At 75.1% G+C, this 13463-nt stretch carries 13 protein-coding genes; 8 read left to right on the top strand and 5 right to left on the bottom strand.

Annotated elements, in window-relative coordinates; genetic code table 11:
• Positions 1-71: 71 nt before the first annotated feature.
• Genes IH44_RS0128310 through IH44_RS0128300 form a run of 3 tightly spaced genes read left to right on the top strand, consistent with a single transcriptional unit; the run spans position 72 to position 2085 of the window.
• Positions 72-704 (top strand): helix-turn-helix domain-containing protein, encoded by a 633-nt coding sequence (locus IH44_RS0128310; protein WP_030462589.1) that lies wholly within the window; start codon positions 72-74, stop codon positions 702-704.
• A gap of 4 nt (positions 705-708) precedes the next feature.
• Positions 709-1458: an SRPBCC domain-containing protein gene (locus tag IH44_RS0128305; protein WP_030462588.1), complete on the top strand. Its 750-nt coding sequence runs from the start codon at positions 709-711 to the stop codon at positions 1456-1458.
• A gap of 54 nt (positions 1459-1512) precedes the next feature.
• Entirely contained in the window at positions 1513-2085 is a 573-nt protein-coding gene (locus IH44_RS0128300; RefSeq protein ID WP_030462587.1) for a dihydrofolate reductase family protein, read from the top strand.
• 48 nt (positions 2086-2133) lie between these two features.
• Here IH44_RS0128300 and IH44_RS0128295 read toward each other — a convergent pair whose 3' ends face one another.
• On the bottom strand, positions 2134-2934 hold the full coding sequence (locus tag IH44_RS0128295; protein ID WP_030462586.1) for an aminoglycoside adenylyltransferase domain-containing protein: 801 nt from the start codon (positions 2932-2934) through the stop codon (positions 2134-2136).
• Between the two features lie 192 nt (positions 2935-3126).
• On the opposite strand from IH44_RS0128295, the gene IH44_RS43155 reads away from it, so the two are divergent.
• From IH44_RS43155 to IH44_RS0128270, 5 genes are all read left to right on the top strand, one after another.
• Entirely contained in the window at positions 3127-5394 is a 2268-nt protein-coding gene (locus tag IH44_RS43155) for a SpoIIE family protein phosphatase (protein WP_051817410.1), read from the top strand.
• Positions 5395-5672: 278 nt separating this feature from the next.
• The gene (locus IH44_RS0128285; protein ID WP_030462584.1) at positions 5673-6161 is read left to right on the top strand and encodes a hypothetical protein; all 489 of its coding nucleotides are present in this window, start codon (positions 5673-5675) and stop codon (positions 6159-6161) included.
• 124 nt (positions 6162-6285) lie between these two features.
• Positions 6286-6945, top strand: a complete 660-nt coding sequence (locus IH44_RS0128280; RefSeq protein WP_035956645.1) for a YoaK family protein — start codon at positions 6286-6288, stop codon at positions 6943-6945.
• A gap of 236 nt (positions 6946-7181) precedes the next feature.
• Positions 7182-7460 (top strand): hypothetical protein, encoded by a 279-nt coding sequence (locus IH44_RS0128275; RefSeq protein ID WP_030462582.1) that lies wholly within the window; start codon positions 7182-7184, stop codon positions 7458-7460.
• Positions 7461-7852: 392 nt separating this feature from the next.
• A complete protein-coding gene (locus IH44_RS0128270) occupies positions 7853-8494 on the top strand; it encodes a carbonic anhydrase (protein WP_030462581.1) in 642 nt (213 codons plus the stop codon).
• 144 nt (positions 8495-8638) lie between these two features.
• Here IH44_RS0128270 and IH44_RS0128265 read toward each other — a convergent pair whose 3' ends face one another.
• The 4 genes from IH44_RS0128265 to IH44_RS0128250 form a co-directional block, all read right to left on the bottom strand.
• Entirely contained in the window at positions 8639-11863 is a 3225-nt protein-coding gene (locus IH44_RS0128265; protein WP_030462580.1) for a glycosyl hydrolase 115 family protein, read from the bottom strand.
• A gap of 318 nt (positions 11864-12181) precedes the next feature.
• The gene (locus IH44_RS0128260; protein ID WP_030462579.1) at positions 12182-12424 is read right to left on the bottom strand and encodes a chaplin; all 243 of its coding nucleotides are present in this window, start codon (positions 12422-12424) and stop codon (positions 12182-12184) included.
• Positions 12425-12624: 200 nt separating this feature from the next.
• A complete protein-coding gene (locus tag IH44_RS0128255) occupies positions 12625-13035 on the bottom strand; it encodes an SRPBCC family protein (protein WP_030462578.1) in 411 nt (136 codons plus the stop codon).
• 98 nt (positions 13036-13133) lie between these two features.
• Positions 13134-13331: a hypothetical protein gene (locus IH44_RS0128250; RefSeq protein WP_030462577.1), complete on the bottom strand. Its 198-nt coding sequence runs from the start codon at positions 13329-13331 to the stop codon at positions 13134-13136.
• Positions 13332-13463: the final 132 nt, after the last annotated feature.

Here is a 13463-nt window from a genome sequence, read left to right as displayed (position 1 = left end):
CTCCCCGACACCCCGCCACCGAAAAATTCTCCCTCCTTGACAAAAAAATTTGTCGGCACCATCCTGGAGGGGTGTTGGACGTCGCTGTGATCGAAGAACCCGCAGCCGCCGAAGCCTCGCTGGATCCGATGCGGGCCCGGCTGCTGGCCGCGCTGGCCGAGCCGGGCTCGGCCGCCATGCTGGCGGCCCGGCTCGGGCTGCCCCGGCAGAAGGTCAACTACCACCTGAAGGAGCTGGAGCGGCACGGCCTGGTCGAACTGGCCGAGGAGCGTCGCAAGGGGAGCGTGACGGAGCGGGTGTACCGGGCCACCGCGGCCTCGTACGTGATCTCGCCGGCGGCGCTGGCGGCGGTCAGCCCGGATCCGTCCCGCTCGCCGGACCAGCTCTCCGCGCGCTGGCTGCTGGCGCTCGGCGCCCGGATGGTGCAGGAGGTCGGGTCGCTGCTGACGGGCGCGGCCCGGGCCCGGCAGCGGGTGGCCTCGTTCGGGATCGACGCCCGGGTCCGGTTCGCCTCGGCGGCCGACCGGGCGGCGTTCGCCGCCGAGCTCTCGCAGGCGGTCACCGCCCTGGTGTCCCGCTACCACGACGAGTCCGCCCCGCAGGGCCGCGTCCACCGGGTGGTGGTCGGCCTGCACCAGATCCCCGACGCCGCCCCCGCGGATTCCCCCTCCCCCACCGAAACCCCTTCCCCCCAGGAGAGTTGAGACCGTGCCGCACCCCTTCGAGCTGGAATTCGAGCTGGCGCTGCCGGCCGACCCGGAGCAGGTCTGGGAGGCGATCGCCACCGGCCCGGGCATCGACTCCTGGTTCATGGGCCGCAACGAGGTCGACCCCCGGGTCGGCGGGACGGCCGCGATGGAGACCGGCGGCCACCGGGAGACCTCGACCGTCACCGCGTACGAGCCGGGCAAGCGCTTCGCCACCCGCACCGAGCCGGGTCCGGACGGCCGGTTCATGGCCTTCGAGTACCTGGTCGAGGGCCGCGACGGCGGCAGCACCGTGCTGCGGGTGGTGCACAGCGGCATGCTCGGCGACGACTGGGCGGACGAGTACGACGCGCTGCGCAGCGGCTGGCCGTTCCACCTGCACACGCTGCGCGAGTACCTGGCGCACTTCGCGGGCCGCACCGCCGTCCCGGTGTTCGCCGTGCAGCCGACGGCCGACCGCCCCGCCGGCGCGGTCCGGGCCGCGCTGACCGCCGCCCTCGGCCTGCCCGCCGACCCGCCGACCGGCACCCGGGTGCACGCCGAACCGGCCGGACTGCCGCCGCTGGACGGCGAGTTGGTGTGGTCGGACGGCGAGCGCTTCGAGGTCCGCACCGCCGACGGCCTGTACGCCTTCCTGCACCCGCCGGGCGTGCTGCTGCTCTTCCACCACCTGTTCGCCGAACCGGCCCCCGACCCGGCCGCCGCCGGGGCGGCCTGGCAGCACTGGCTCTCCGCCCTGCTCCCCGCCTGACCCCGCCCTCCCCGATCCCTTACACCCCTCTCGCACAAGAACGAGGTACCACCGATGCGCACCCTGATCAGCACCGCCTTCGTCTCCCTGGACGGCGTGATGGAGGCCCCCGGCGGCGAGCCGGGCTACCGCAACTCCGGCTGGACGTTCAAGGACATCGAGTTCGTCCCGGAGGCGTTCGAGATCAAGGGCCGGGAGCAGGAGCAGGCCGCGGCGATGCTGCTGGGCCGGGTCAGCTACCAGGCGTTCAGCCCGGTGTGGCCGGGCATGGCGGAGTTCGCCCACTACAAGGAGCTGCCGAAGTACGTGGTGTCGACCACCCTCGCCCCGGACGCCCTGGTCTCCGACTGGGGCCCGACCAGCATCCTGCGCTCGGTGGAGGAGGTCGCCGCCCTGAAGGAGACCGAGGGCGGCCCGATCATCGTGCACGGCAGCGCCCGCCTGAACCACGCCCTCTCCGACGCGGGCCTGGTCGACCGCTACCACCTGCTGGTGTTCCCGCTGCTGCTGGGCGCGGGCAAGCGGCTGTTCAGCGACACCGACAAGGACGCCCAGAAGCTGGAGCTGGTCGAGTTCGCCACGTACTCCAACGGCGTCCAGAAGAACGTCTTCGACGTGGTCCGCTGACCCCGGCACTCCGCTGTCCCCGGCCCGCTCGGAGGCGGCGGCGCGCGGTCAGGCGCCGGGTGCCGGGGCGTGCTCGTCGACGCGGGCCCGGGCCCAGGTGAGGAACTCCCGGACCTGGGGGGCGGGTAGGGGCAGTGCGGCGGTGCGGGGGCGTTCGAAGCTGTGGACCGCGGCTTCGAGCAGGGGGCGGAAGTGCTCTTCCGTGGCGGCGAGTTGCCGGGCCGCTTCGCGTTTGGCGAGCCAGCGCCCGGTGCGGCAGTAGACCACGGAGCGGCAGCCGTTGAGGACCCGGTTGTCGGCGAGGTGGCCCTCGCCGTCGCCGTGTTCGCGCACCGAGGCCCGGATCGCGGCGTGCAGGTCGACCGGCCCGGGCGTGGCGATCAGCTCGGCCGCGGGCGGGCCGTACAGCGCGATGCCGGCCTGGTGGGCCACGGAGCGGTCGATGGCGTACCAGAACGACGGTCCCCCGTCCGGGCCGAAGGCGGCCCGGCCCGGCAGGTGGGCGCCGGTGTTGAGGTCCAGCAGGTAGCCGGCCTCCCCGGACGGGAGGCGGGCGAAGTCCGCGGCGTAGACGACCAGTTCCAGCCCCGCCGCCGGGCAGGGCAGCCGCCGGTGGTCGAGGGCGTCGGCCAGTTCCCGCAGGACCGCGGCCGGCGGCGCTCCCTGCACGAGGACCGTGACGTCGACGTCGCTGCGGCCGTGCCGGTAGTCGCCGAGCGCGAGGGAGCCGACCGCGACCACCCCGGTCAGCCCGGGGCCGCAGACCGCTCGCGTGCGGCGCACCAGCTCCGCCAGGTAGGGCCGCACCTCGGCGGGAACGGTACGGAACGGCTCGGTCTCTGTACCCATCCGGCCAGTATGGAGCAGCTCGGCGGCGCCGTGAACGGCCGCACCGGACTGTTGGACCTTCCGCACGGGCCCGCCGGGCCTGTGCGGTCAGGCGTTCTCCGTGTCGGAGTTTTGTCCGTTTTGTTGAGGTTTGCCGTTCTCGACCTGGCACAGTGGGGTGGCCCCTCCCCTCCGAGCGGATCGAGGTTCCCGATGGCCGCGAGCCCCACGGCCGCCCCCTCCCCCGCGCCCGTGCCGCCGGGCGTCCCGTCCGCACCGGGGCGGGTGGGGGTGGGCCGTTCGGTCGGGGTGCTGCTGGCGGCGGCCGCGGTGTTCTACGTGGTGTCGCCGGTGCTGCAGGGGGCGGCGCTGCCCGCGGTGCGGGTCCGGTTCGGGCTGAGCGAGCAGCAGGTGGTGGGGATGAAGGTGGGCGGCGGCGCGCTGATGGTGCTGTCGCTGTTCGCGGCGGGCCGGGCGGGCGACGTCCGGGGGCGGCGCCGGGTGCTGGCCTGGTCGCTGGGGGTGCTGGTGGCGGGGCTGGCCGTCGAGGCGGTGGCGTTCTCGGACTGGTCGTACCTGCTGGGCCGGGCGGTGGTGCTGGTCGGGGTGTCGGCGTCCTTCGCGGGGTGCCTGGCCTCGGTGGCGGCGCTGAACCCGCCGGGCCGGATGCCGCAGGTGCTGGGCGGCTGGCTGGCGGTGATGTCGGCGGCGTTCTTCGGCGCGGCGAACCTGATCCCGCGCGCCCCGTCGATGCCGGGCCTGCGGGTGAGCGCGGCCCTGGGCGCGCTGGTCGCGCTGGGGCTGCTGGTACTGGCGCTGCGGCGGCTGCCCGAGGCGGGCGATCCGCCGGTGCCGCTGGACCGGGTGTTCCTGGCCGCGCTGGCGGTGGCCCTGGCGGGGGCGGTGACGGCGCTGCAGGTGGGCCCGGTGTGGGGCTGGTCGGACCCGCGGACGCTGGCCCTGCTGGCACTGCTGCCGGCCGCCGCGGCGGTGACGGCGCGGCGCTGGCGGCTGCGCCCGTTCCCGGTGCCGCCGCGGATCACCTCGATGGCACTGGCGACGGGCGTGGCGGTGGGCTTCACCCAGCTCGCGGTGCTGCTGGCGCTGCCGGTGCTGACGGCGGCCTCGGGCCTGGGCGCGGCGCCGACCGCGCTGATGGTCTCGGCGTACGGGGCGGGCGGGGCGGCGGGCTGCCTGCTGGTGCGGGAGCGGCGGGTCTCGCCGGTGACGGGCTGCTCGCTGGGGCTGCCGCTGGCCGTGATCGGGCTGGCGCTGTGCCACGTGCTGCCGATGCGCGGGGCGGCGGGGATGCTGCTGGGCACGCTGTCGGCGCTGCTGACGGGGGTGGGCGTGATGATGGCGCAGGTGCCGCAGATGGCGTGGTTCCTGTCGGCGCTGCCGCGCGGCCGGCTGGGGACGGCGGCGGCGTTCCACCCGGTGTCGGTGCTGCTGGGGACGGCGGCGGCGCAGTCGCTGCCCGCCACGTCGGCGGTGAGCCTGGGGGCGAGCGGGCGGCAGGCGGAGAACCTGCTGTGGGTGGCAGCGGCGGTGGTCGCGGTGGGTGCGCTGATCGCGGGGCTGCCGGTGGTGGTGCTGGGGGTGGTCGGGGCGGCGGCCGCGGAGTGGCTGCTGGTGCGGGTGCTGGCGGGGGCGGAGCTGGCGCAGCGTCCGCTGGCGCAGGGCGCGGCGCTGGCGGTGGGGGTGGTGACGGGGCTGGCGGTGTGGGGGCGGCGGCAGCGCAGCGAGCGGCTGGCGGCGAGCCGGGCCAGCGCGTCGGCGTTGCAGGCGGCGGTGCTGCACCCGATCCCGGAGCGGCTGGGCGGCCTGCGGCTGGCCTCCCGCTACCAGCCGGCCACGGCGGGCACGGGCATCGGCGGGGACTTCCTGGAGGCGGTGCAGACCCCGCACGGCACCCGGCTGCTGATCGGCGACGTCCGCGGCAAGGGCCTGCAGGCCGTCCAGACCGTCACCGACCTGCTGGGCTGCTTCCGCTCCCAGGCGCACGAGACCGCGGACCTCGGCGAACTCGCGGCCCGGCTGGACCGGCACACGGCGCGCAGCGCGGCGGCCCGCGACGACCAGGAGCTGTTCGCCACCGCGCTGCTGCTCCAGCACCGGGCCGCGGACGGGTACGTGGAGGTGGTGAACTGCGGGCACCTGGCGCCGCTGGCGCTGGGCCCGGCGGGGGTGCGGGAGGTGGCGGCGCCGGCGCTGCTGCCGCTGGGCTTCGGCGCGCTGGGCGGCGACGTGCCGGTGCCCGGGCGGGTGCCGCTGCCCGCCGGGGTGGCGCTGCTGCTGTACACCGACGGCCTGACCGAGGCCCGCAACGCGTCCCGGGAGTTCTACCCGGCCGCCGAGCGCCTCTCGGCCTTCGGGGCGGGCGGCCCGGCCGCGGTGCTGTCCTTCCTGGAACGGGACGTCCGGGACTGGAGCCACCACCTGGCGGACGACATCGCGCTGATCGCCCTCACCCCGGAGTGAGCGGCCCGCCCGGGGCAGCCGTTCCCCCGGATGCCCCCCGGATGCCGCCGGACGCCCCCGGATGCCGCCGCCGACCGGGCCTCCCACCAGCACACTTGCCCGCGCCCATCACCCCATGGAGTGTATTGATCACGTTCTGCGGCCGAACCCGGTAAGCGGACCGCCCCGCCCCACTCCTCTCCTTCGAACCGGCCACGAGCCGACCCCGCGTCCGCAAGCCGCCTCCGCGGCGGCGCCCGCACCCGCACCCGTACTCGCACCCGAAGGAGACCGGTCCCATGACCGTCGTACCGCTCGACCCCGCCTCGCCCGCCTCGCACGCCGTCGGCATCGACTTCGACCAGACGCTGGTCGCGCACGACGACGGCTGGCAGGACGGCCGGATCTACGGCAAGCCCGTCCCGGGAGCGATCGAGTCGCTGCACGCGCTGAAGAAGGTCCGGTCGGTGTTCATCATGACCGCCCGGCCGCGCCGCTTCCACGCCGCCGTGGCGGGCTGGCTGCGCGAGCACTCCGGCCTGGAGACGCTGGTCGACGAGGACCCGGAGCGCGCCTACTGGCAGGGCGACTGCCTGCTGGTGACCAACAAGAAGCTGGGCGCCGCGGTCTACATCGACGACCGGGCGATCCGCTTCACCGGTGACTGGACCGCCACCCTCACCCAGGCCCACCACGCGATCGGCCTCCCCGCCACCGCCGCCGCCACCAACCGCCCAGCGCGCACCACACCGGCCGACCTGGCCCGCCACTTCCCCGACCGCTGCTGACGCTCCCCCGCGCCAGCCGCCCCTGCGCCGGCCTCCGCTGACACGCCGCCGCCGGACCTGCCGCCACCGCGGCGGGTCCGGCACACTGCTGGCAGACCGTCAGGCCCCGTCCAGGAGGAGCGCCGTGTCCGCACCGAAGGCCGCCGCGGCCGGCACCGGCGACGCCGACCCGCTGGCGCTCGCCCTGTACGGGCTGACGGTGGTCAGCGGGCTGATCGACGCCGTCAGCTACCTCGGGCTCGGGCACGTCTTCGCCGCCAACATGACCGGCAACGTGGTCGTCGTCGGCTTCGCCCTGGCCGGGGCGCCCGGCTTCTCCATCCTCGGGTCGATCACCTCGCTCGCCGCGTTCCTGCTCGGCGCGGCCCTCGGCGGCCACCTCACCGCCGGGCGGCTGCGCCCCGCCCTGGTCGCGGAGACGGCGCTGCACCTGGCCGCGGCGGCCGTGGTGTTCGCCGCCGGCACCGGCGGGAACGTCCAGTACCCGGTGATCGCCCTGCTCGCCCTGGCCATGGGCCTGCGCAACGCGACGGTCCGCAGCCTGGGCGTCCCCGACCTCACCACCACCGTCCTGACCATGACCCTCACCGGCCTCGCCGCCGAACCCCGCTCCCCCCGCCGCCGCCGACGCCTCCTCGCCGCCCTCGCCATGCTGGCCGGCGTCGTCCCCGGCTCGGCCCTCGTCCTCCACGGCCAGGCCACCTGGGCCCTGCTCGCCTCCGCCGCCCTCACCGCCGCCACCTGGTCCCTCTACCGCGAACCGGCCGCCCCTCACCCCGCCTGACCCGCACCGCCCCCGAGCGGCCGCAACACCACTGCCCCGCCCCTTACCTGACGGATCGTCATTCCTCCAGCCGAGCGGCACGATCCGGCCATGCTTCCGGCCAAGAGGTCCAGACCATTGACCCGCAACGGCCGGGCCCAGCACGATCGTTCGCGCCGGGACGGGCCCGAGTCCCCCGGCACGGCCGCCCCGCCCTCTTCGCCCGCGGCCCCTCACCGACGTTCCCAGGAGTTCCGATGACCTTCCGCCGCGCCGCCCGCGCCCTCGCCGTCACCGCCCTCACCGGCGGTCTCGCCCTCGGCCTGGCCGGCACCGCCTCCGCCGCGCCCGCCACCAACCTGAGCGGCATGGGCTGCCCCAGCAGCTACTACAACAACTACGGCGACGGCCAGTTCCAGCAGTTCCGCACCTCCACCTACATCGCGGGCAACGGCATGCGGCACGGCGTCTACGACATCTACTTCGTCAACTGGTCCGGCACCCGCTACCAGGGCAGCGCCGACTACATGTGCTGACCCCGGCCCCGGCAGGGAGCCCGGCAGCGCCCCGCCCACGCCGAGCGGCACCCCGCCCACGCCGAACGGCACCTCCGTACGCCCCCGGCCCGCCTCCAGCGCTGCGCCAGCCGCTCTCCGGCCGCCCTCCGGGCCCGGCGGGCCGCCGCCCCGCCGCCGGCGCGGCTCCCGCCCTGGTCAGGGCCGGTCAACCGCCTCCCGGCGGCCGGCCCGGGAGCGAGGGTATTCGCACCATCGCCCCGGAGTGGCGGCGATTATCGTCACTCCGACACCGGTATCCGAACGATTTCGGCCGCGATCGCCCGGTTGATCATGTTTTCCTCCTGGTGCCGGGATGTCCAGGGGATGGCCCGGGCGCGACCCGGGGTGGACGGGGGACGTAGTCTGCGGACATGACTGACGCCGCGCACCTCACTCCCCAGGCCGCCTTCGAGATGCTGCTTGCGGGCAACGGCAGGTTCGTCGCCGGTTCCCCGCACCACCCCAACCAGGACGCCGCCCGCCGCGCCCAGACCGCGCCGTCCCAGGCGCCGTTCGCGGTGCTGTTCGGCTGCTCCGACTCCCGCCTCGCCGCCGAGATCATCTTCGACCAGGGCCTCGGCGACCTGTTCGTGGTCCGCACCGCGGGCCACGTGCTGGGCCCGGAGGTGCTCGGCAGCATCGAGTACGGCGTGAGCCTGCTCGGCACCCCGCTGGTGATCGTGCTGGGCCACGACTCCTGCGGCGCGGTCGGCGCCACCCGGGAGGCCGTCGCCGCGGGCTCCAGCGGCGAGGGCTTCGTCCGCGACGTCATCGAGCGGGTCACCCCCAGCGTGCTGGCCGCCAACGCCGCCGGCTACACCGACAACTCCGACTTCATCGACGAGCACATACGGCACACCGTCGCCCTCCTGCTGGACCGTTCGCACGCCCTGGCCGCCGCGGTCGCCGCGGGCACCACCGCCGTGGTCGGCCTCTCCTACCGCCTGGTCGACGGCACCGCCCACCTGGTCACCACCCGCGGCCTCGACCTCCCCGCCCCCGCCGCCGCCTGACCGGCTCCCGTCCCGCCCGCCCAGCGGCCCGCCGACTCCCGTCGGCGGGCCGCTGCCGCGTTCCCGGCCGCTGGGCCGGTCAGCCGGGCCGGTCAGCCGGGCCGGTCAACCGAGCCGGTCAACCGAGCCGGTCAGCCGGGCCGGTCAGCCGGCGCGGTGGCTCTCGGGCGGGCCGAGGAGGCTGGGGCGCAGGCCGCCGGTGTCGATGACCAGGCGTTGCAGGACGACGGTGGGGTCGACCATCCAGAAGGTGAGGCGGTGGGTGCCGGGGGTGGTGAGGGTGTGGCGGGTGGCGCTGCGGCGGACGTTGTCGGAGGTGCCGTAGGCCCACTGGGCGTTCATGGTGCCGGAGTCGGCGCCGCTCTGGGACACGGTCTCGACGGTCTGCGGGGGCTGGTCGTCGAAGGAGACCGCGTAGGCCGGTCCGCCGGTGGCGAGGGCGTCGTTGCGCGGGGAGAGGTGGGCCCAGACGGTGACCGGGCCGGTGGTGAACAGGGTCACCTGGTACTCCAGGCGCGGGCCGGAGCCGCCGGGGGTCTGCCGGGGCGCGGTGACCGGGACGGGGGTGACGCCGGCGGTGGTGCGGCCGATGCCGGGGACGGTCCGCCAGGAGACGCCGCCGGCCGCGACGGCCCGGGTGTGGTGCTCGGCGTCGATGGCGACGTAGCCGTTGGCCTCGACGTGTCCGGCCGGGATTTTCCTCGAAAGTTTCGGACGGTTGACCCGGGCGGTGACGACGACGTTCGCGCCGTCCGGCCCGGTGACGGTGACGGGCACCTCGGTGGTGCCGTACGGGGCGCGGGCCCAGTCGACGGTGAGGACGACCCGCTGCTGCTTGTCGATCCGCCCCTTCGGCCGGTCCGCGGTGAGCCAGGGCGCGCCGGTGGTGACGCGGTAGTCGAAGGGGCGCCGGCCGCGGTTGAACACCTCGACGTACTGGGCGGGTTGGCTCTGGTAGGGGCTGAACTCCGGGAGCACGGCGGGGGTCTGCTCGTGCGGCCACCAGGCGGCGGAGCCGTCGACGGCGACGCCCAGCTCGGCGGTGTCGGGCAGTTCGATCCGGGCGACGGCGGGGAACAGCACGTCGGGCAGGGCGACGTTGTCGCGTTCGGGCTGCTGCCAGGGCGCGTTGGGGCCGTACCGGTCGACGTCGCCGTAGTCGATGTGCGGCTGGGTCTGGAAGCCGTTCCACTTGCCGCCCGCGATCCGGGTGTTGAAGCGTTCGGCGAGCGCGAGGTCGTCGGCGAGCCTGGCCTCGGCCTCGGCGGCGAGGTCGTTGGCCAGGGCGCGTCCCTGCGGCGCGTAGTGCAGGTTGGTGAACTCGGCGGCGCGCAGCGCGTACAGGTTGGCGGTGGCGGCGACCTCGTAGCCGACCAGTTCGTACCAGGCGTCCTGGACGGTGGCGGGCAGGCGGCGGGCGAGGCGTTCGGCGTCCGCGGCCAGGGCCTGCCAGCGGGCGGTGACCGTCTCCAGCTCCCGGTAGTCGGTGAGCGAGAAGGGGGTGGCCCGGTCGTCGTAGCGGATCGCGGACGGGTCGGTGGCCGGGTCCTTGGCCGGGTCGACGGTGATCTTGCGGTTGAGCAGTTCGGGCTTGCGGATCGACTGCAACTGCCCGTAGGTGGACAGGACTTCGGCGATCTGCCGGGCCTGGGCCTCGCCGAAGTTCTGCCGGGCGTAGCCGGCCTCCCAGTCGGACAGCCGCTCCAGCGGCCAGCGTTCGGGCTGCCAGGCGTAGTCGAGGAAGAACTGGGTGGGCAGTTCGTTGCCCTTGAGGTCGCCGACGTTGGCGACCCAGAGCGTGCGGTTGCCGTGGGCGTACGACTGGTCGAGCTGCTCCCACAGGTTGGGCAGGCAGGTGGTGTCGACCCACTTGTAGTTGCGGCCGACGCCGACGTAGTCGAAGTGGTAGTAGAGGCCGTAGCCGCCCGGGCGGGCGCCCTCGGCGGGGTCGGGGAGCTTGCGGACGTTGCCCCAGTTGTCGTCGGTGAGCACCACGGTGACGTCGTCCGGCACCCGCAGGCCGCGGTCCCAGTAGCGCTGGACCTCCTTGTAGAGCGTCCAGACCTGCGGGATCGCGGCCGGGTCGCGGCCGGTGACCTCGGCGAGGATCTTCCGCTGGGCGGCGATGATCTCCGACATCAGCTCGATGCCGTCGCCGTCGGGCAGGCTGACGTCGCCGTTGCCGCGCATGCCGAGGGTGACCACGCCCTCGATGCCCTGCTCGGCCATCCGCCGCACGCCGTCCCGCCAGTACGCCTTCACCGCCTCGGCGTTGCGGCGGAACGACCACTCGCCGGTGCCGCCGTACGGGTCGTGGCCGGGGGTGGTGACGTTGCCCGCGGCGTCGCGGACGGCGGGCGTGGCGTGCCGGTTCCACTCCTCGATGCCGCGCATCATCGGGGCCTCGTGCGAGGTGCCCATCACGATGCCGTACGCGGTGGCGGTGGCGTGGTTGAGCGGGTCGTCCTCGGCGAAGGCGCGGCCCCAGACGGCGGGCCACAGGTAGTTGGCGCGCAGCCGCAGCAGCACCTCGAAGACCTTGGCGTAGAAGTCGGCGTTGAAGCCGCCGGGGAAGCCGGGCGCCTTGCCCGGGCCGAAGAACGCGGGCGCCCAGGTGCCGAGCGACGGGTTCTCGTCGTTGATGAAGACGCCCCGGTACTTCACCGCCGGGGTGCCCTGGGTGTGCTGCCCGGGCAGCGCGTACACCGCGTCGCGGCGCTGCGGGACGACGTCGTCCCACCAGTACCAGGGCGAGACGCCCATGCCGCGGGAGGCGTCGTACACGCCGTAGATGCTGCCGCGCTGGTCGCTGCCCGCGATCACCAGGGCCCGGTCGACGCCGGGCAGCGGGTGCTCGACGACCGCCTGCAGCGAGGTCTCCCAGCGGCCGGCGATGCCGCTCACGTCGAGCCGGCCGGCCGCGACCAGCCGGTCGATCAGCGGGCTGCGGCCGATCGTGCCGACGATCACCGCGGTGCGGCCGCGCGGCACGGTGTCGCGGACGACCTGCGGGCGGACGCCGGTGACGCGCTCCAGGTCGGCCGCGAGGTCGCCGACCACCCGCACCACGCCCGGGTGGTCCGCCCCGCTGACCACGATCGGAGCGGCCCGGCCGTCCTCGACCAGCGGGAGGCACCCGGCGCGCGGGGTGAAGGAGATCCAACTCCCCGCATCGGTCGGCCGGGCAGCGCCACTGCCGCTGCCGCTGCCGTCAGCGGCCTGGGCGTCAGCGGCCTGGGCGTCGGCGGCCCGGGCGTCGGCGGTCAGGCCGAGGGCCCGGCCGAGCGGGGTGGCGGCGAGGCCCAGCCCCAGGCCCAGCCCGAGGGCGGCCCGGCGTCCGGTGGTGAACTGCGGTGCTGGTCGGTGCATGGCGGCTCTCCCGACGACAGAAGGTTTCGAAAATTTCGAAACCGTGCCTTTATATTTCGGAGCCACCTTTGGGTACAACACGGCCCGGGTCAACCCCCCTGCGCCGGGAATCTGCGGGGACACGACACGCACAGGAGCCCCGCGCGGTACCGCGCGGGGCTCATCAGCCTTGGTAAGTATGGGAATTGACGGGCACTCAGAGGATTCCGGGCGGGCGGGCGGCCGGCAGGCCGTGGGGGTGGGCGTCGACGGTGGCCGCACGCGCGCGTAGGCCCCTCCCGGGGGTGGGAGGGGCCTGGCGGGGGCCGGGGGTTCCGGTCAGCCGATGTTGGCGCAGGAGTTGCCGAAGGCCGGGTTGAGGGCGCTGATGACGCCGATGCTGTTGCCGCACACGTTGACCGGGATGTGCACGGGGATCTGGATCAGGTTGCCCGAGAGGACGCCGGGCGAACCGGCGGCCACGCCCTGGGCGCCGGCGGACGCGGAGGCCGCTCCGGCGGTGCCCAGCACGGCGGTGGCGGCCAGCGCGACGACGGCGAAGTACTTTCGGGTGCGGGACATGGTCGACTCCTCGGTCTCGGGAAGGGTGCCGTCCCGGGCGGGGCGGCGCCCTTGGTTCGGGGTGCTCGTGCCGACAGCGTGGTCGAGGGGCGCCCCTCCCACCGGTCCGACGCGGCCCGGCCACCCGTGCGGCCCAGCCCGATTCACCCCTCCGGCCGTGCGGGAGGCCGTCGAGCGGCGTGCCGCACGGCCGGAGGGGGTCAGCCGCCGTTGTCGGCCCGGAGCCGGACCTGTTCCTCCAGCCGGGCGAGGCTCTCGTCCAGTTCCTGCTCGACCGTCTCCCGCGGGGGCGCGGAGTCCTCGTCGAAGAAGGAGAGGTGGACGGTCACCTGGCTGGTCCCGCCGTCCAGGCCGGCCACCTGGAGCCAGCCGGCGTAGCGGCCGTCGTCGCGGGTGCCCCATTCCATCCGCAGCTGTTCGCGCCGGGTGCGCAGCAGCGCGCGCTCGTCCGTGTCGCCGCGGTCCTCGTGCACGGTCGCCGCGGGCGGGTCGTCGACCCGGACGTGCAGGTCGCGGGGCATCCAGGTGTCGAGGCGTCCGGGGCCGGTCGCCTCGTCGAAGACCGGTTCCGGGAGGGCCGGCATGGTGCGGGAGCGTTCGTACTCGGTCATGCGCTGCTCCTTCTGCTCCTCGGGCCGCGCCCGCGCGGGGCGGGCGGGCGTCGGGTGAGTGGGTGTCGGACGGGCTGGGCGCCGGGCGGGCTGGGCGGTCAGTCGGGGGGTTCGTCCTCGCCCTCGGCCTTGGTGGTGTCCGCGGCGGTGCGGTTCTGCTCGGAGGTCGGGCCCTCGGTGGGGTCGCGGCCCTCCTCGTCGGCGACGGGGGCCGCGTCGGGCACCTCCGTCCCGGCGTCGGGCGGCAGGTCGGGTGTCTCCTGCTTCTGCTTCTGCTTCCGGTCGGGGTCGGTCATGGCGGGTTCCTTCCGCTGCTTCTTCCGGCTCTCCGCGCGGATGCCCGGCGCGGAGCGGCGCACGCACGCCTGAGCGGCCCGTTCTCGCCCCGACCCGACGGGAGGCGTTCCGGCGGCTCGGCCGACGGCGTT

This window comes from Kitasatospora sp. NRRL B-11411 (genome assembly GCF_000721345.1).
In the GTDB taxonomy this organism is placed as follows: Bacteria; Actinomycetota; Actinomycetes; order Streptomycetales; family Streptomycetaceae; genus Kitasatospora; species Kitasatospora cineracea.
The sequence above is the reverse complement of the archived record's forward strand: the minus strand, read 5'-3'. Positions and strand labels throughout refer to the sequence as shown.